The following is a 17,499-nucleotide window of genomic DNA, read 5'->3' on the forward strand; positions in this document are numbered from 1 at the left end:
GGCGTAGGTCCTCGCGTCGGCGGTGGTGTGGGTCGCCCTCCAGGGTATCCGGCCCGGCAAGCAAATCGTCCCTGCCCGCTGTGGAGAGGGGGCGGGCAGCGTGAGGTCACCCCCGCAGCAGCTCCTCCAGCCTGCGCGCCACCGACACCGCCTCCTCCCCCGGCAGCGGCCCGCCCTCGGCGGCGGTCACGTAGAACGCGTCGACGGCGTTGGACCCCAGCGTGCCGGCGTGCGCGCTGCGCACCCGCACCCCCGCCCCCTCCAGCCCCCGCCCGATACGGAACAGCAGCCCCGGCGCGTCCTGGGCGCGGACCTCGATCACCGTCGCGGAGCGGGAGGCCGCCGGGGCGACCGTCACCCTCGGCGGCGGCGCGACCACGCCCCGGCGGCGCGGATAGGCCGCGTCCCGTTCGGCGAGGCGGGCGGCGATGTCCAGGGAGCCGTCCAGCGCGCGGACCAGGTCGGCGCGGAGCCGGGCGGCCTGCGGCAGCGAGCCGTACTCGGCGGCGACCCGCCAGTCGAGGAGCAGGACGGAGCCGTCGACGCCGTCCGGCAGCGACAGGGAGCGCAGTTCGGCGGTGCGGACGGTCAGCCGGTGCACGGCGAGGACGCCGGCGACGGCGGGGAGCACGCCCGCCTGGTCGGGGACGGCGATCAGGAGTTCCACACCGAGCGGCTCCTGCTCGCCCGACGCCGAGCCCGACGCCGAGCCCGACGCCGCGTCCGGCGCCCCGGCCGGTGCCTCGGTCTGCGCCCGCAGCGCCAGCACCGGGCCGCCCGTGCGGAACGCCTCCAGGGCGAGCCGCTCCTGCTCGGCGGTGGGCGCGGCGGCCTCCGGGTCCTCCAGGGGGACTCCGGACAGTACGGCGGAGACCCGTTTGACCAGGTCGGCGACGAGGGAGCCGCGCCAGGCGGACCAGGCGGCGGGGCCGGTGGCGAGGGCGTCCGCCTCGGTGAGGGCGTGCAGCAGTTCCAGCGTGCTCTGGGTGCCGACCGTCTCCGCGACCGCCCGTACGGTGGCGGGGTCGTCGAGGTCGCGCCGGGTGGCGGTCTCGATGAGCAGCAGGTGGTGGCGTACGAGGGTGGCCAGGACGGCGGCGTCGGCGTGGTCGAAGCCGATGCGGACGGCCACGTCCTTGGCGATGATCTCGCCGGCCACCGAGTGGTCGCCGGGCCAGCCCTTGCCGATGTCGTGCAGCAGGGCGGCGACCAGCAGCAGGTCGGGGCGGTGGACGCGGCGGGTGAACGAGGCGGCGCGCACCGCCGTCTCGATGAGGTGCCGGTCGACGGTCCACACGTGCACGGCGTTGCGCTGGGGGCGGCAGCGCACCCGCTCCCAGTCGGGCAGCAGCCGGGTGATCAGGCCCTCGGCCTCCAGGGCTTCCCAGACCTCGACGGTGGGGCGGCCGGAGCCGAGCAGGGTGACGAGCTGCTCGCGGGCCTCGGCGGGCCAGGGCGTGGGCAGGGGGCGCACGGTGGCGGCGAGGCGGCGTACGGCGTGCAGGGAGAGCGGGAGACCGGACTGCGCGGCGGCGGCCGCGGCGCGCAGCGGGAGGACGGGGTCGCGTTCGGGGCGTGCGGCGCGGGCGAGCACCACCTCGCCGTCCTGTTCCACGACGCCCTCGGCGAGCGGGGAACGCTCGGGCGCGGGCTTGCCGCCCCCCAGCATGGCGCGCAGCCGGGGTCTCACCGACCGCGCCCGCAGCACCCGCCCCACCTCGCGCCAGGTGACGTCACTGGCGTACGAGACGAGGCGGGCGGCCTCGTAGACCTGGCGGAGCAGGGTGTCGGCGTCGAGGAGGCCGAGTTCGGCGGCGACCTGGTCCTGTTCCTGCAGGGCCAGCCGGTCGGTGGCGCGGCCCGTCGTCAGGTGCAGGGCGTCGCGGACGTCGAGGAGGCGGCGGCGGGCGTCGGCGAGGCCCTCGCGCGGGGCGTCGGCGAGCCAGGAGGCGGCGACGGCGCGCAGGGCGGTGGCGTCGCGCAGGCCGCCGCGCGCCTCCTTCAGGTCCGGCTCCAGGAGGTACTGCAGCTCACCCTGGCGTTCGGCGCGGTCGGCGCAGAGTTCCCGGAGTTCGGGCAGGCGCCGGGGGGCCTGGTTGCGCCAGTCCGCGAGGACCGTCGTACGCAGCGCGGCGGTCAGGCCGAGGTCGCCGGCGAGGTGGCGGGCGTCGAGGAGGCCGAGGTGGACCTTGAGGTCGTCGCCGGCCGTCTTCCGCGCCTCGGCCGGTGTGCGGACCGAGTGGTCGAGGGCGAGGCCGAGGTCCCAGACCGGGTACCAGAGGCGGTCGGCGAGGGCGGCGACCGCCTTGTCGTCGTGGCCGTCGTGCAGCAGGAGCAGGTCGAGGTCGCTGCGCGGGGACAGCTCGCCGCGCCCGTACCCGCCGACCGCGACCAGCGACACGCCCCGCAGTCCCTCGGCCCCGGTGTCGAACAGGCCGGTGAGCCAGTCGTCGGTCAGCGCGGAGAGGGCGGAACGGCGCGGCGGCCCGGACCGCGCCCCCTCGGTGAGGAGGCGCAGCCGGGCCGCCGCGTAGCCGCTGGGTCCCGAGTCCTCTGTTTCGTTCGCCACATCCGTGCTCGTCACCCAGCGACTCCTGTTCGTCTGTCGTGTCAGAGCGCGTCCGGGCCGCGCTCACCGGTGCGGACCCGGACGGCCGTCTCGACGGGGACCGCCCAGACCTTGCCGTCACCGATCTTGCCGGTGCGGGCGGCCTTGACGACGACCTCGATGAGCTGTTCGGCGTCGTCGTCCTCGACCAGCACCTCGATGCGGATCTTGGGGACCAGGTCGACGGTGTACTCGGCGCCCCGGTAGACCTCGGTGTGGCCGCGCTGGCGGCCGTAGCCGCTGGCCTCGGTGACGGTCAGGCCCTGTACTCCGAAGGCCTGGAGGGCTTCCTTGATCTCGTCGAGCCGGTGCGGCTTGACGACGGCGGTGATGAGCTTCATGCGTCCACCTTCTTGCTCTCGGCGCCGACGACGGACGCGGGTACGGCCGTCGTGCGGGCGGCACCGCCTCCGGCGCCGCTGAAGTCGTATGCGGTCTCGGCGTGCTCGGCCTGGTCGACGCCGGCCACCTCGACGTCCTCCGATACCCGCATGCCGATCGTCTTGTCCAGCAGGAAGGCGAGGACCGCGGAGACGACCAGGGAGTAGGCGAGGACGCCGAAGACACCGGCGCACTGCTTCCAGAACTGGTCGAGGCCGCCGCCGTAGAAGAGGCCCGCGACGTCGGACTGGCCCTTGCCGGTGGCGAAGAAGCCGATGAGCAGGGAGCCGAGGATGCCGCCGACCATGTGGACGCCGACGACGTCGAGGGAGTCGTCGTAGCCGAACTTGTACTTGAGGCCGACGGCCATGGCGCACAGGACACCGGCGATGACGCCGACCGCGATCGCGCCGAGCGGGGAGACCGCGCCGCCCGCCGGGGTGATGGCGACCAGGCCGGAGACCGCGCCGGAGGCGGCGCCCAGCGTGGTGAAGGCGCCGTGGCGGATCTTCTCGTAGGCGAGCCAGCCGAGGACGGCGGCGCCGGTGGCGACCTGGGTGTTGACGAACATCAGCGCGCCGACGCCGTCGTCGTTGCCGAGCCAGGAGCCGGCGTTGAAGCCGAACCAGCCGAACCACAGCAGACCGGCGCCGAGCATGACCAGCGGCAGGTTGTGCGGGCGCATCGGGTCCTTCTTGAAGCCGACCCGCTTGCCGATGACGAGGATGACGCCGAGCGCCGCGGCACCGGCGTTGATGTGCACGGCCGTACCGCCGGCGAAGTCGATCACGCCCAGTTCGAAGGCCCAGCCGCCCGCGCCCCAGACCCAGTGGGCGACCGGGAAGTACACGATCGTGGCCCACAGGGCGATGAACAGCGCCCACGCCGTGAACTTCACGCGGTCCGCGAGGGCGCCGCTGATCAGGGCGGGGGTGAGGACGGCGAACATCAGCTGGAAGACCAGGAAGACGAAGACCGGGATGGTGTAGCCGTCCCACAGCTCGGTCAGGCCGATGTCGCTCAGGCCCACCCAGTCGGAGTTCCAGCCGATGACCGAGCCGGAGTCCGTGCCGAACGCCATGGAGAACCCGTACAGCACCCACAGGACGGTGACGATGCCGAGGCTGATGAAGCTCATCATCAGCATGTTCAGCGTGCTCTTGACCCGGACCATGCCCCCGTAGAAGAAGGCCAGGCCGGGGGTCATGAGCATCACCAGGGCGGAACAGATGAGCATGAACCCTGTGTTGGCGGCAGAGAGCGTCGGCGCCTCTGCGGCAAGGGTGATGGCTGGTGCCATCGGCGTCTCCTCGTCGTTGGTACGGCCCCGTGCGGGCGGAAGCCTGAGCGGGCTGCGGGGTGGGCCGGTCAGGGGGCTTCTGATGGATATCCGCGGAAGAAGGAGCGGCGTGCGGCGAGAGTGCGTGCCGGGCGTCGCGACGCCGCGGAGATCCATCAGCAGCCCCCACGCGCCATGAGACTGGCGCAGCGCGGTTTCGTTGGGCGCCCCTCGTTGTTTCGCCGCCGTGACGAAGACACCGTGCGTGTTACGCGTCGATGAACTGCCTGATCTCGGTACGGGCGATCGTTATCGTGGCGCAACCTGCGCGGACCGGCCGCGGTCGGCCCTCCGGTGACCTGGCGTGGGGGGAGCCGAGTCGGGCAGTTCGGGAGGGCCGGCCGCGGCCGGGGTTCGTGGGATTCGCGGGGGGTCAGACCGCCTCGGCGGTCTCCGGGAGTTCTCTGGCGAGCAGTTCGGTGAGGTCGACGACGTCGGCCAGATCGCCGAAGTCGCGTACGGCCGTGTCGACGGTCTTGCGGATACGGGTGTTGACGCGTTCGGAGCGGACCTTCTTGGCGATCCCGATGGCGTCGGTGGCGAGGGCGGCGCCCTGCTCGGGCTCGCGGCGCAGCAGGTGCACGGTGGCCAGGCCGATCAGGTTGAGCGCGTAGGACCGCTGGTGCTCGTCGTCCTCGGCGAAGAGGCTGACGGCCCGCTTCATCAGGGGTTCGGCCAGTGAGGCGTAGGCGGGGCTGCGGCCGGCGACGTAGGCGAGGTCGCGGAAGGAGTGGCTGTTCTCGCCGTGCAGTTCGGCCGCGGAGAAGAAGCGGATCCAGTCCGGGTCCGGCTCGTCCCACTCGTCGGCGTCCGCGAAGATGTCCTCGGCCATCCGCACGGCCCGCTGGGTGCGTCCGGGCTGCCCCATGTTGGCGTAGGCGCGGGCCTCCATCGCATACAGCATGGACTGGGTGCGCGGGCTCGCGCAGTCCCGGCTGCCGTACTGGGCGAGGTGGATCAGCTCCAGGGCGTCGTCGGGCCGGCCGAGGTGGATCATCTGGCGGCTCATGCTGGACAGGATGTAGGAGCCGAGCGGCCGGTCCCCCGCCTCCTTGGCGGCGTGCAGCGCGAGCACGAAGTACTTCTGCGCGGTGGGCTGGAGCCCGACGTCGTACGACATCCAGCCGGCCAGCTCGGCCAGCTCGGCGGCGACCTTGAACAGCTTGACCCGGGTGGCCTCCGGCTGGGGTTCCTGGAGGAGGTCGGTCACCTCGTGCAGCTGGCCGACGACCGCCTTGCGGCGCAGGCCGCCGCCGCACTGGGCGTCCCACCGCCGGAACATCACGGTGGTGGTCTCCAGCAGGTCCAGCTCGGGCTTGGACAGCCGGCCCCGCGCGCGCCCGGCGGGCACCGGCTCGGGCTCCGGCGAGGTGGCCGGGGGCGTGGGCACGAGCCAGCGCTGCATGGGTTCGATGAGGGACGGGCCCGCGGAGAGGGCCAGCGAGGTCCCGAGGAAGCCGCGCCGCGCCAGCATCAGGTCGCTGCGCGAGAACTCGCTGAGCAGGGCCACGGTCTGCGGGCCCGTCCAGGGCAGGTCGACGCCGGTCGCGGAGGGTGTCGGGCGGCCGGTGCGCAGGCCCAGGTCCTCGACGGAGACGACGACGCCGAAGCGCTCGGAGAACAGCTCCGAGAGGATCTTCGGGATCGGCTCGCGGGGGTTCTCGCCGTCCAGCCAGCGGCGCACGCGGGAGGTGTCGGTGGAGATGTGTTTGGCGCCCAGCCGGCGGGCCTGGCGGTTGACCTGACGGGCCAGCTCGCCCTTGGACCAGCCGCTGCGCACGAACCACGAGGTGAGCAACTCGTTGGGACGCTTGTCGGCGTGCCCGGGGTGTTCAGCGTCCCCAGCGCTCGTTCCGCCGCCACCGTTGCCGCTCACTGGAACGCCCCCATCCCTCAAGACCACCTGTCGCCGAGTGCGCCAAGCCCTATCAGGATGCCGGTGTTCGGACCGTCCGTCCCAGGGTTGTCACTCTTCGAACGGAAAGCCGAGTTGCCTCCGGCATACCCACGTGCGCATGTGCCCCCCAGACGCCGTGCACACAAAGTAATTCCACGATCACGCGTACGGCCAGGGCGCTTCCGCAAACGCCACCATTCGCCACCCCTTCGAATGAACTCGCGGCGCGGACCCCGCGATTCACTTGACTTCAGCCACTCGGGAGTGGGTGCAACGGAGCACGACAGGGGCGTGCGTCGCCGGGTGCACCACCCGGGGTGCTTCCAGGCGCCGTCTGAAACGCTCGGCACTGGGGAGGTGGGAACAGAGAGTCACCGCGCGCACCCACTTCGTAACCATCGGTGCGCCGAACCCGTTGGAGGGGGCATGGGCTTCACGATCGGCAGCAGTCGGGGGATTCGCGACCTCCGGACCGCCGCGCGGCGCCGCGGCCGCCCGTCGGAGTGCACGGCCGTGGCCGAGTTCACCGGCCTGTGGGGGTGGGACGCGGTGCCGGGGGCGCGGGCCGCCGGGGGCGCCTGCTCCTGCGGCCGCGCCGACTGCCCGGCGCCGGGCGCGCACCCGCTGGACTTCGCGCCCGAGGTGCCCGCCGGATCGACGCTGGACGAGGTGAGCGAGGCGTGGGCGCGGTTCCCGGGTGCCTCGGTGATGCTGCCGGTCGGCCGGACGTTCGACGTGATCGAGGTGGCCGAGCCCGCGGGCTGCCGGGCGCTGACCCGGCTGGAGCGCATGGGGCTGCCGGTCGGCCCGGTCACGGCGACCCCGCAGGGCCGCGCCCACTTCTTCGTCGCCCCCGGCGCCGCCGCCGAGCTGCCCGGGCTGCTCTACCGGATGGGCTGGGACGCGCCCTCCGCCCTCGATCTGCGCGGCCTCGGCCGGGGCGCGCACATCACCGCCCCGCCCTCCGACCGCGGCGGCCGGGGCCCGGTGCGGTGGCTGCGCCCGCCGGCCCTGGACTCGGCGACCCGGCCACCGGAGGCGCGGCTGCTGCTGGGGACCCTGGCGTACGTGGCGCATCGGTCCCGGGGGTAGCGGCGGCGGTCGCCCGGGGCGTACCGGGCATACCAGGTGTGCTGGCCGTACCGGCCCCTGACGCCCGGAAGCGCCCGTACGCCCGGAAGCGCCCGTCCCCCGAGGGGGCGGGCGCTTCCGGTGCGGGCCGAGGAACCGGTTCAGTCACCGATCAGCGCGTCCACGAACGCCTCCGGCTCGAACGGCGCCAGGTCGTCCGGGCCCTCGCCCAGGCCGATCAGCTTGACCGGCACGCCCAGCTCGCGCTGGACGGCGACCACGATGCCGCCCTTGGCCGTGCCGTCCAGCTTGGTGAGCACGATGCCGGTGATGTCGACGACCTCGGCGAAGACCCGGGCCTGGATCAGACCGTTCTGGCCGGTGGTGGCGTCGAGCACGAGCAGTACCTCGTCGAGCGGGGCGTGCTTCTCCACCACCCGCTTGACCTTGCCCAGCTCGTCCATGAGGCCGGTCTTGGTGTGCAGCCGGCCCGCCGTGTCGATGAGGACGACATCGGAGCCGATCTCCTTGCCCTCCTTGACCGCGTCGAAGGCGACGGAGGCCGGGTCGCCGCCCTCGGGGCCGCGCACGGTGTGGGCACCGACCCGCTCGCCCCAGGTCTGGAGCTGGTCGGCGGCGGCGGCCCGGAAGGTGTCGGCGGCGCCCAGCACGACGCTGCGGCCGTCGGCGACCAGGACCCGGGCGAGCTTGCCGGTGGTGGTGGTCTTGCCGGTGCCGTTGACGCCGACGACCATCACGATGCCGGGCTTGCCGGAGGGGGGCTCGGTCTTGACCGCGCGGTCCATCCCGGGGCCGACCAGGGTGATCAGCTCCTCGCGCAGCAGCCCCCTCAGTTCCTCGGGGGTGCGGGTGCCGAGGACGCGGACGCGCTCGCGCAGCCGCTCGACCAGTTCCTGGGTGGGCTGCACGCCGACGTCGGCGGTGAGCAGCGTGTCCTCGATCTCCTCCCAGGTGTCCTCGTCGAGGTGTTCGCGGGAGAGCAGCGTGAGCAGGCCCTTGCCGAGCGCGCTCTGCGAACGGGAGAGGCGGGAACGGAGCCGGACCAGCCGGCCGGCGGTGGGCTCGGGGACCTCCAGCTGAGGTACTTCGAGCTCTTCGACGAAGGGCGGCTCGGCGAGGGTGGCGCCGCTGCCGCTCGGGAGGTCGACCTCCTCTATCGTCCGGCGCGTTTCGTCGCGCGGTGTCTCGGCCTCTTCGCCGACGTGCGGCTCGGCCGGAGGGGCGGTGATGTCGGGCGCGGCGGGCGGTGGCTTCGGCAGCGGCTTCTTACGGCGGCTGCCGACGACCAGCCCGCCGATCGCGCCGATCACGACCACGGCGATGACTACAGCAAGGATGACGATGTCCATAACGGCTCCAGTATCAGTCATGGCCCCTGTCGGTCAGGGCCCCGCGGCACACCCGTCTTGGCACTTCCTCCAAGGGACAAAGGTCACTGGTGGGGCGTGATGGGAGCAAAGTACGATGGCGGGGCTCGCAGCGACGCGCGTAGATCACCCGACCGCCGCCCGTCCCTCCCCCACGAGGCACGGGCCCCTTGAGGCACGGACACCCCCACATGAGCGAAACCGCCGCCGCGACCGACGGCGCCCACGGCCTGGAGACCCGCGGCATCGAGCAGGTGCCCGATCACGAACGCACGGCCCGCGTCCGCGGCCTCTTCCCGACCTGGGTCGGCGCCAACATCAGCGTGCTGCTGCTCACGATGGGCGCGAGCCTGGTCGTGGCGTACCGGCTCGGCTTCTGGCAGGCGGTGGTCGTCGCGGTGTGCGCGCCCGTCGTCTCGTACGGACTGGTCGGGCTGGTCGGCATCGCCGGCAAGCGCGGCGGGGCGCCCGGGATGGCGCTGTCCCGGGCGGTGTTCGGGCAGCGGGGCAATCTGCTGCCCGGTGCGCTGATCTGGGTGGCCCGCTGGGGCTGGGAGACGATCAACGCGGTGACCGGCGCGTACGCGCTGCTCACGGTGCTGGACATCCTGTTCGGTGTGCGGGCCAACGCCCTGCTGGACATGGTGACGCTGCTGGCCTTCGTGATCGCCACGTTCGCGATCTCGGGGCTCGGCATCAACGCCGTGCAGCGGTGCAACAAGTACGCGGCCTACCTCTTCGGCGCCTTCTCGGTGCTGGTGCTCGGCTATCTGGTCGCGGAGACCGACTGGTCGGCGGTCTTCGGCCGGCCCGCCGGGTCGGTGGCCGCGATGATCACGGGGATCGGTCTGATCGCGGCGGGCGGTGTCAGCTGGATCCCGTCCGCCCCGGACTTCACGCGCTACCTGCCGCGTACCGCGTCCGCGAAGGGGATCGTGGGCGTGACGGTCGGCGGTGCCGGGATCGTCGTACTCCCGATGGTGCTGATGGGCGCGGTCATGGCGGTCTCCACGCCGGACCTGGCCTCGACGGCCGACCCGGTCTCCTTCCTCGGGGAGATCCTGCCGACCTGGATCGCGGTGCCGTACCTGCTGATCGCGCTGATCGGCATGCTGCTGATCAACGCCATGTCGATGTACTCGGCGGGGTTCACCGCGCAGACCCTCGGCTTCAAGGTGCCGCGTCACTGGGCGGTCTCGGTGAACGCGGTGATCTCCCTGGTCTTCGGCAGCGTGCTGATGCTGGCGGCGACCAGCTTCCTGGGCTCCTTCACCGCGTTCCTGTCGCTGCTGGCGGTCGCCTTCTCGGCGTGGGTCGGCGTCTTCGGCGCGGACATGCTGCGCCGGCGGGAGTACGACGGCGCGGCCCTCGCCGACACGGGGCGCACCAGCGCGTACTGGTACCGGGGCGGCTTCTCCCCCGCCGCGGTGACCGCGTGGGCCACGGGTCTGGCGACGGGCCTGATGTTCACCACGTCGGACTGGTTCACCGGCCCGCTGGCCGGCAACAACGTCGTCGGCGAGTACGGGCTCGGCTGGGTCGCCACCATCGTGGTCTCCGCCCTGCTGTACGTGGTACTGCCCAAGCCGGCGGTGACGGTTCCGGCGGAGCGGGGCGGGGAGCCGCAGCCGCTGGCGCTGTGAGGCGCGGACAGCCGGCGGCTCGCGTTCCGTTCTGAGGGGCCCGGACCGGCTCGGCCGGGGCCCGGTGCGGGCGCCACTGTCGGCCGGCCGCTGGTCGGCGTCCGTCCGCCCCGCCGTCTCCCGCCGCGGCTCCGCTTGGGCCGGCCGGTCGCGCAGCGCCGCCGTGACCGCCTGGCAGGAGCCGCCGCCGAGCACCGGCCGCAGCGGGGCCGGCTCCACGGCCGCGCTCTCGATGACCCGCGCCGCGGTCTTCGCCGGGTCGCCGGGCAACGGGACGGGGGGCGGGGGTGTTCCGGAAGGCCCGCACCCTCGCGGCCGGCGGTGCCCTCGCGGGCGGGCGACGGGTCGCTCAGCCGCAGACTGCTGCCCGCGGAGAAGGTGCGCGCGCCACCCGGCTCGGCGATCGTCACACCGGTACCGAAGGGGGCGACTTCACCGGCGAGCGCCTCTGCGAAGCCCTCGACACCCCACTGGCCCGCGTGGCGGAGCGAAGCCCCGGGGTGCGTCCGTAGCCGGTGTCGGCCACCACCACGTCGGTCGGCCGAGGGCGGCGAGGGCGGCGTCCGCCACCTCCCGTACCCGCGTCGGATCGGTGACGTCGAGGGAACGACGCGCGGGCGGGCGAGGAGGCAGAAGACGTACTGCCCCGGTCCGACGCGCGGACCGGGGCAGTACGTCTTTCACGGGTGTCGAGGAGCGGGGCAGCGGGGACTTGGCCCGGCTCCTCGAGTCGAGGGGCCTCGGAGCGAGGCTCAGCCCATCTCCTCCAGCGCCTTGCCCTTCGTCTCCTTGACGAACTTCAGGACGAACGGGATGGAGAGCGCGGCGAAGATCGTGTAGATCACGTAGGTACCGGAGAGGTTCCACTCGGCCAGCGACGGGAAGCTCGCGGTGATGGCCCAGTTGGCGATCCACTGCGCGGCGGCGGCGACGCCGAGGGCGGCGGCACGGAGCCGGTTCGGGAACATCTCGCCGAGGAAGACCCACACGACCACGCCCCACGACAGGGCGAAGAAGAGCACGAACATGTGGGCGGCGATCAGCGCGACCCAGCCCTGGGTGGCCGGGAGCTTGCCGTCGACCAGGTGGGCGGAGAACGCCCAGGCCTCCAGCGCCAGGCCGATGACCATGCCGACCGAGCCGATGATGGCGAGCGGCTTGCGGCCGACGCGGTCCACGAAGATCATCGCGATCACGGTGCCGACGATGTTGATGATCGACGTCGTGAAGGAGTAGAAGAAGGAGTCCGTCGGGTCGACGCCGACCGACTGCCACAGCGTCGAGGAGTAGTAGAACGCGACGTTGATGCCGACGAACTGCTGGAAGACGGAGAGTCCGATGCCGATCCAGACGATCGGCTTGAAGAAGAAGCTGCCGCCGAGGAGTTCCTTGAAGCTGGCCTTCTCCTCGCGGTGCATGCCCGTCTCGATCTCGGCGACGCGGGCGTCGAGGTCGACGTTCTTGCCCTCGACCTCTTCGAGGATCTGGCGGGCCTTGTCGTGCTTGCCGACCGAGATCAGGAAGCGCGGGGACTCGGGGATGGCGAAGGACAGCAGGCCGTACAGGACGGCCGGGACGACCATGACGCCGAGCATGACCTGCCAGGCCTCCAGGCCCATCAGCTCACCGCGCTGGTCGCCGCCGGCGGCGTTCAGCAGACCCCAGTTGACCAGCTGCGACACCGCGATGCCGACGACGATCGCGGCCTGCTGGAAGGAGCCGAGCCGGCCGCGGTAGGCGGGCGGGGAGACCTCGGCGATGTAGGCGGGGCCGATCACCGAGGCCATGCCGATGGCGAAGCCGCCGATGACCCGCCACATGGCCAGGTCCCACAGCGCGAAGGGCAGGGCCGAGCCGATGGCGCTGACGGTGAACAGGATCGCGGCGATCTGCATGCAGCGGATACGGCCGATGCGGTCGGCGATGCGGCCGGCGGTGGCGGCGCCGATGGCGCAGCCGATCAGCGCGATCGCGATGACCTGGGCCAGCAGCGCGGAACCGACGTCGTAGCGGTGCCGGATGGCCTCGACGGCGCCGTTGATCACGGAACTGTCGTAGCCGAAGAGGAAACCGCCCATCGCGGCCGCCGCCGCGATGAAGATGACGTGCCCGAGATGATCGGGGTGAGCCGTTCTGGCTCCTGACTTGGGTGCCTCAGCAGTGCTGGTCACGTGTACTCCTCGGGCCACCGGCAACGCTGCCGGGGTGGATCTCCCTTCGAGGACCGCCTGAAGGTTCCTGAAGGTAAAAGCAACGTTGCAGAGACTATGCCTTCAAGTTTCGAAGTCAATAGGGTGAAAGGTGTGAGCTGCGAGACGTTTTGCGCGCGAGAAGCACAGAAGGAGTACGAGATACACCTAGGAAGAGTGATCCTTCTGTGTTCAAGTCTTGAAGTTGATCTACCTGTCAACGCAGTCGCTGGCTGATGACCTTGGACACCCCGTCGCCCTGCATGGACACGCCGTACAGCGCGTCCGCGACCTCCATGGTCCGCTTCTGGTGCGTGATCACGATCAGCTGCGACGCCTCCTGCAGCTCCTGCATGATCCGGATCAGCCGTTGCAGGTTGGTGTCGTCCAGCGCCGCCTCGACCTCGTCCATCACGTAGAACGGACTCGGCCGCGCCTTGAAGATCGACACCAGCAGCGCCACCGCGGTCAGCGACCGCTCCCCACCGGACAGCAGCGACAGCCGCTTGACCTTCTTGCCCGGCGGCCGGGCCTCGACGTCCACGCCCGTGGTGAGCATGTTGCCGGGGTCGGTCAGCACCAGCCGCCCCTCCCCGCCGGGGAACAGCCGGCCGAACACGCCCTCGAACTCACGGGCGGTGTCCCGGAACGCCTCGCCGAAGACCTGCTCGACGCGCTCGTCGACCTCCCTGACCACCTGGAGCAGATCGGCGCGGGTCTTCTTCAGGTCCTCCAGCTGCTCGCTGAGGAACTGGTGCCGCTCCTCCAGCGCCGCGAACTCCTCCAGCGCCAGCGGATTGACCTTGCCGAGCTGCTGGTAGGCGCGCTCGGCGGCCTTCAGCCGCTTCTCCTGCTCGTCCCGCCGGTACGGCCGGGGCCGGTTGCGCGGGTGGTCGGGATCGTCGGGGAGTTCCTCGCCCTGGGCGGGGGGCGAGGGCGGCACCGGCTGGTGCGGGCCGTACTCGTCCACCAGTGCCGTCGGTTCCACACCGAGCTCCTCCAGCGCCTTGGTCTCCAGCTGCTCGATCCGCAGCCGTTTCTCGGCGCCGAGTACCTCGCCCCGGTGAACTGAATCCGTGAGCTTGTCCAGCTCGGCCTTGAGGTCACGCCCCTCGGTGCGGGCCGCGGCCAGCTCCTGTTCCCGCCGGGCCTTGGCGGCCTCGGCGGCGGTGCGCTCCGCGTCGGCGCGGGTGAGGGAGACCTCGACGTGCGCCAGCAACTGGCGGGCGCCCGAGGCGACGGCCCCCGCGACCGACGCCTCGTGGCGCAGCCGGGCCCGCCGCTGCTCGGCACGCGCGCGTGCCTCGCGTTCGGCGCGGGCGGCGCGGTCCAGCGAGTCGGCGCGTCCGGCCAGCCCCTTGACCCGTTCCTCGTGCGTACGGGCCTGGAGGCGGGCCTCCATCTCGGTCTGCCGGGCGTTGGCCCCGTCGGCGGCGAGCCGGTCGCGCCGCGAGGTGTCCGGTTCCTCCTCGGCCGGCAGTTCCTCGGCCACGGCGAGCCGCTCGGCCAGTTCCTCGACGTCCATGAGCGCCTTGTCCAGCGCCTCCCGCGCCCGGCCGGCCGCGGCGGCGGCCCGCTCGGCCTCACCGGAGGCGCCCCGGGCCTGCCCGGCGAGCCGGCCGAGCCGCTGGGCGACGGCCGACTTCTCCCGGTCGGCGGCCCGGCGCCGCTCCCCCAGCTCCTCCACCAGCGCCGCGCACTCCCGGCGCCGCTCCCCGGCGGCTTCCTTCGCCGCGGCCAGTTCCTCGCACCGTACGGCCAGCTCCGCCAGCTCGGCGGCGGCCTCGTCGACGGACGCCTGTACTTCGATCAGGCTGGGCGCCCCGGCCGAGCCGCCCTGCGCGAGGTGCGCGCCGAGCAGGTCGCCCTCCGCGGTCACGGCGGTCAGCTCCGGCCGCTCGTACACCAGTTCCTCGGCGTCCTCCAGGGTGCCCACGACGACGATCCCGCGCAGCAGCCGCCGTACGGCGGGCATCAGTTCACCGGGCCCGCGCACCAGGTCGGCGGCGTACGGCGGCCCGTCCCCGCGGGGTTCGTCCGGTACGTCGCCGGCGGCGCCGCCGATCAGCAGCGCGGCCCGCCCGGCGTCCTGCTTGCGCAGCAGGCGGAGGGCGTCGGCGGCGGCGGACGGGGTGGTCACGGCGAGGGCGTCGGCGGCGGCGCCGAAGGCCGCGGCGAGCGGGACCTCGTGGCCCGGCGTGACGGTGAGCAGTCCGGCGGCCGGGCCGAGCAGCCCGGTCAGCCGGTCCCGCGCGGCGAGCAGCGCGCCCGTGCCGTCCTTGCGGCGCAGGCCGAGGGCGAGGGCGTCGTGCCGGGCCTGGGTGGCGGCCCGGGAGCGTTCCGCCTCGGTGGCCGCCTCCCGGGCGGCGGTGAGGGCGGCCTCGGCCTCGGCGAGCCGCCGCCCCGCGGCCTCGTGCCGCTCGGCGAGTTCGTGGTCGTCGGCGTCGAGACCGTCGACCTCGGCCTTCAGCGTCTCGTACTCCTCCTGGGCGGCGACGGCGCGCTCCTGGGACTCGTCGCGGGCGGCGGTCAGGCGCTCTGTCTCCGACTGCGCGGCGGCGGCGCGGGAGCGGGCGGCGCCGACCTGGCCGCTGAGCCGGGCGAGTCCCTCGCGGCGGTCGGCGATGGCACGGGCGGCGTCCTTGAGGCGGCGCTCCTCCTCGGCCAGCTCGCGTTCGAGTTCGGCGCGGTGGGCGACGGTGTCCTCCAGGGCGCGCCGGGCCGCTTCCAGGGCGGCCTCCAGCTCGGCCTCCTGCTCGCGGACCCGGGCGGCCTCGCGCTCCAGGTCCTCGGGGTCGCGGCCCCGGCGTTCCTCGGGGGGCGCGGAGGTGGCGCTCTTCACCCGTGCCTCGGCCAGCGAGACCGTGCCGCGCACCCGTTCGGCCAGCTGGGACAGCTCGTACCAGGTCTGCTGGGCGCGCTGGAGCCGCGGGGTGAGCCCGCGCACCTCGTCCTCCAGGAGCGCCTCGCGGCGCAGCGCCCGGCCCAGGTCCCGCTCGGCGGCCTCCTTGCGTTCCTTGAGGGCGGCCTCGTCGGCGGTCTCGGCCGCCAGCGCCTCCCGCAGCCGTACGAGGTCGTCGGCGAGGAGCCGGAGGCGGGCGTCGCGCAGGTCGGCCTGGATGACGGCGGCCCGCCGTGCGACCGCCGCCTGCCGGCCCAGGGGTTTGAGCTGGCGGCGCAGCTCGTCGGTGAGGTCCTGGACGCGGGCGAGGTTGGCCTTCATCGCCTCCAGCTTCCGCAGCGCCTTCTCCTTGCGCTTGCGGTGCTTGAGGACGCCGGCCGCCTCCTCGATGAAGGCGCGGCGGCCCATGGGGTCGGCGTGCAGCACGGAGTCGAGCTGGCCCTGGCCGACGATGACGTGCATCTCCCGGCCGATGCCGGAGTCGGAGAGCAGTTCCTGGATGTCGAGCAGCCGACAGGTCTCGCCGTTGATCTGGTACTCGCTGCCGCCGTTGCGGAACATGATCCGCGTGATGGTGACCTCGGCGTACTCGATGGGCAGCGCCCCGTCGGAGTTGTCGATGGTCAGCGAGACCTCGGCGCGGCCCAGAGGCGGGCGGCCGGTGGTGCCGGCGAAGATGACGTCCTCCATCTTGCCGCCGCGCAGCGACTTGGCGCCCTGCTCGCCCATGACCCAGCTGAGCGCGTCCACGACGTTGGACTTGCCCGAGCCGTTCGGTCCGACGACGCAGGTGATGCCCGGCTCGAACCGGAGCGTGGTCGCCGAGGCGAACGACTTGAACCCGCGCAGGGTCAGGGCCTTCAGGTGCACGCCGCCGGACTCTACCTTCCGGTGGGGTCTCACTCCATGAACGCTTGGACCCCTGCGGTTTCACCGTTGAACGTGCAGGGCACATCAGACGTTAAAGAAGCCGAGGGGCCTTGCGGGGGAGGCAAAGAAGAAGGGACGCCGAAGCGTCCCTTGCAATGCTGAGCAACCGAGCGGCTGTACGGGCAGCCCGACCACTGCTGGTGCTGTGCGTGGAGCGTCGCAGTGATCAGGTCAGCGCAGGCTCCGCCTGGTGTGCGTCAACGCTCTCCATGATCCTGTCGTGAGAAGCGGCAGCCGCCAGCGCGTCCTTCTCCGCCTGGATCCGTACGAGCTCGGATTCCAGGTCCTGGACGCGCTGCTGGAGCCGTCGCATCTCGGCGAGGAGTCGCGGGTCGGAGCCGCCGACGTAACCGAGAAGCGCCTTTGCCATGATGGATGGTCCTCCACAATGAGTGACCGACCGATGCGGTGTGGGTCGTGAGGGATTCGCACCCGCGGTGCTTGGCACTTTGGAGTTTTCGCTGCCGTTCAACCATGCCAAACAGCTAAGGTGCGCGGGGCTTTCAGCGTCTCACCAAAAAGTTTGACGGTCAACACGATCACGCCCCGTCTTGGCATGCGGCCCGGGGCGCGCGGCCGGGGAACGGCGGCGCTGCGACTCCTGCGGGCCCGTCGGGGCGTGGCGCCGATCCTGCCGTGCGGAGCCGGTTATGGCAAGCGGTTGTCGGCGACCACCTGCTCGTTTCCGTTCCGGACGGCTCCCGGAGGGCGGGCCCGGCGGCCCTGCGCGGATCCGCGCAGGGTCCGGGATCAGCGGATGGCGAAGCCGTCGTAGCCGCCGCGGGGTGTGTCCCAGATCTCGGTGACACCGTCCACGCGGCCGGGCGTGTCGGCGCCGCGCAGCCAGTCGAGGAGCCCCTCGCAGCGGTCCTTGGGCCCCTCCGCGACCACCTGGACGCGTCCGTCGCCCAGATTGAGAGCAAAACCACTCAGCTCGCCCAGCTCCAGCGCCCGCGCCCGCGTGAACCAGCGGAAACCCACGCCCTGGACGTGTCCGCGTACCCAGGCGACCAGCCGTACATCCTCGCTCATGGAGGCAACCTAACGGGCCGATACCCCTGTGGGCACTTCCTCCCCCAGGGCCATGCGGTACCGTCCCGACCCAATGAATCTCATACGAAACTCACTCGATCGTGTGGGTTTCGTGTTGA

11 protein-coding genes are annotated in these 17,499 nt (G+C 72.5%); 2 read left to right on the plus strand and 9 right to left on the minus strand.

The genetic code is table 11. The features are described 5' to 3' along the window. Nucleotides 1-106: 106 nt before the first annotated feature. The 4 genes from ACZ3IG_RS22420 to nsdA form a co-directional block, all read right to left on the minus strand. The gene (locus ACZ3IG_RS22420) at nucleotides 107-2,584 is read right to left on the minus strand and encodes a [protein-PII] uridylyltransferase (protein WP_467434213.1); all 2,478 of its coding nucleotides are present in this window, start codon (nucleotides 2,582-2,584) and stop codon (nucleotides 107-109) included. Nucleotides 2,585-2,610: 26 nt separating this feature from the next. Next, nucleotides 2,611-2,949 carry a P-II family nitrogen regulator gene (locus ACZ3IG_RS22425; RefSeq protein ID WP_215164542.1) on the minus strand — a complete coding sequence of 113 codons (339 nt, stop codon included), beginning with the start codon at nucleotides 2,947-2,949 and terminating at the stop codon, nucleotides 2,611-2,613. Further along, nucleotides 2,946-4,289 carry an ammonium transporter gene (locus ACZ3IG_RS22430; protein WP_467434214.1) on the minus strand — a complete coding sequence of 448 codons (1,344 nt, stop codon included), beginning with the start codon at nucleotides 4,287-4,289 and terminating at the stop codon, nucleotides 2,946-2,948. The genes ACZ3IG_RS22425 and ACZ3IG_RS22430 overlap by 4 nt, the downstream gene beginning before the upstream one ends. A gap of 412 nt (nucleotides 4,290-4,701) precedes the next feature. Further along, nucleotides 4,702-6,204, minus strand: a complete 1,503-nt coding sequence (nsdA, locus tag ACZ3IG_RS22435; RefSeq protein WP_467434216.1) for a transcriptional repressor NsdA — start codon at nucleotides 6,202-6,204, stop codon at nucleotides 4,702-4,704. A 447-nt stretch (nucleotides 6,205-6,651) separates the two neighbouring features. Between nsdA and ACZ3IG_RS22440 the strand changes: the two genes are divergently transcribed. Next, nucleotides 6,652-7,317, plus strand: a complete 666-nt coding sequence (locus tag ACZ3IG_RS22440) for a bifunctional DNA primase/polymerase (RefSeq protein ID WP_467434217.1) — start codon at nucleotides 6,652-6,654, stop codon at nucleotides 7,315-7,317. Between the two features lie 140 nt (nucleotides 7,318-7,457). Here ACZ3IG_RS22440 and ftsY read toward each other — a convergent pair whose 3' ends face one another. Continuing rightward, nucleotides 7,458-8,666: a signal recognition particle-docking protein FtsY gene (gene ftsY, locus ACZ3IG_RS22445; protein WP_467434218.1), complete on the minus strand. Its 1,209-nt coding sequence runs from the start codon at nucleotides 8,664-8,666 to the stop codon at nucleotides 7,458-7,460. Nucleotides 8,667-8,875: 209 nt separating this feature from the next. Between ftsY and ACZ3IG_RS22450 the strand changes: the two genes are divergently transcribed. Then, nucleotides 8,876-10,327, plus strand: coding sequence for a cytosine permease (locus tag ACZ3IG_RS22450; RefSeq protein ID WP_467434220.1), 1,452 nt, complete (start codon nucleotides 8,876-8,878; stop codon nucleotides 10,325-10,327). 752 nt (nucleotides 10,328-11,079) lie between these two features. Here the strand turns inward: ACZ3IG_RS22450 and ACZ3IG_RS22455 are convergent. The 4 genes from ACZ3IG_RS22455 to ACZ3IG_RS22470 form a co-directional block, all read right to left on the minus strand. Further along, nucleotides 11,080-12,498, minus strand: coding sequence for a sugar porter family MFS transporter (locus tag ACZ3IG_RS22455; RefSeq protein WP_467434221.1), 1,419 nt, complete (start codon nucleotides 12,496-12,498; stop codon nucleotides 11,080-11,082). Between the two features lie 235 nt (nucleotides 12,499-12,733). Next, complete coding sequence (gene smc, locus ACZ3IG_RS22460; protein WP_467434222.1) at nucleotides 12,734-16,288, minus strand: chromosome segregation protein SMC; 3,555 nt, start codon at nucleotides 16,286-16,288, stop codon at nucleotides 12,734-12,736. A gap of 226 nt (nucleotides 16,289-16,514) precedes the next feature. Then, on the minus strand, nucleotides 16,515-16,718 hold the full coding sequence (locus ACZ3IG_RS22465; RefSeq protein WP_030824772.1) for a hypothetical protein: 204 nt from the start codon (nucleotides 16,716-16,718) through the stop codon (nucleotides 16,515-16,517). Nucleotides 16,719-17,098: 380 nt separating this feature from the next. Continuing rightward, a complete protein-coding gene (locus ACZ3IG_RS22470) occupies nucleotides 17,099-17,380 on the minus strand; it encodes an acylphosphatase (RefSeq protein ID WP_467434224.1) in 282 nt (93 codons plus the stop codon). Nucleotides 17,381-17,499: the final 119 nt, after the last annotated feature.

Source organism: Streptomyces sp. NPDC016677 (assembly GCF_055562815.1).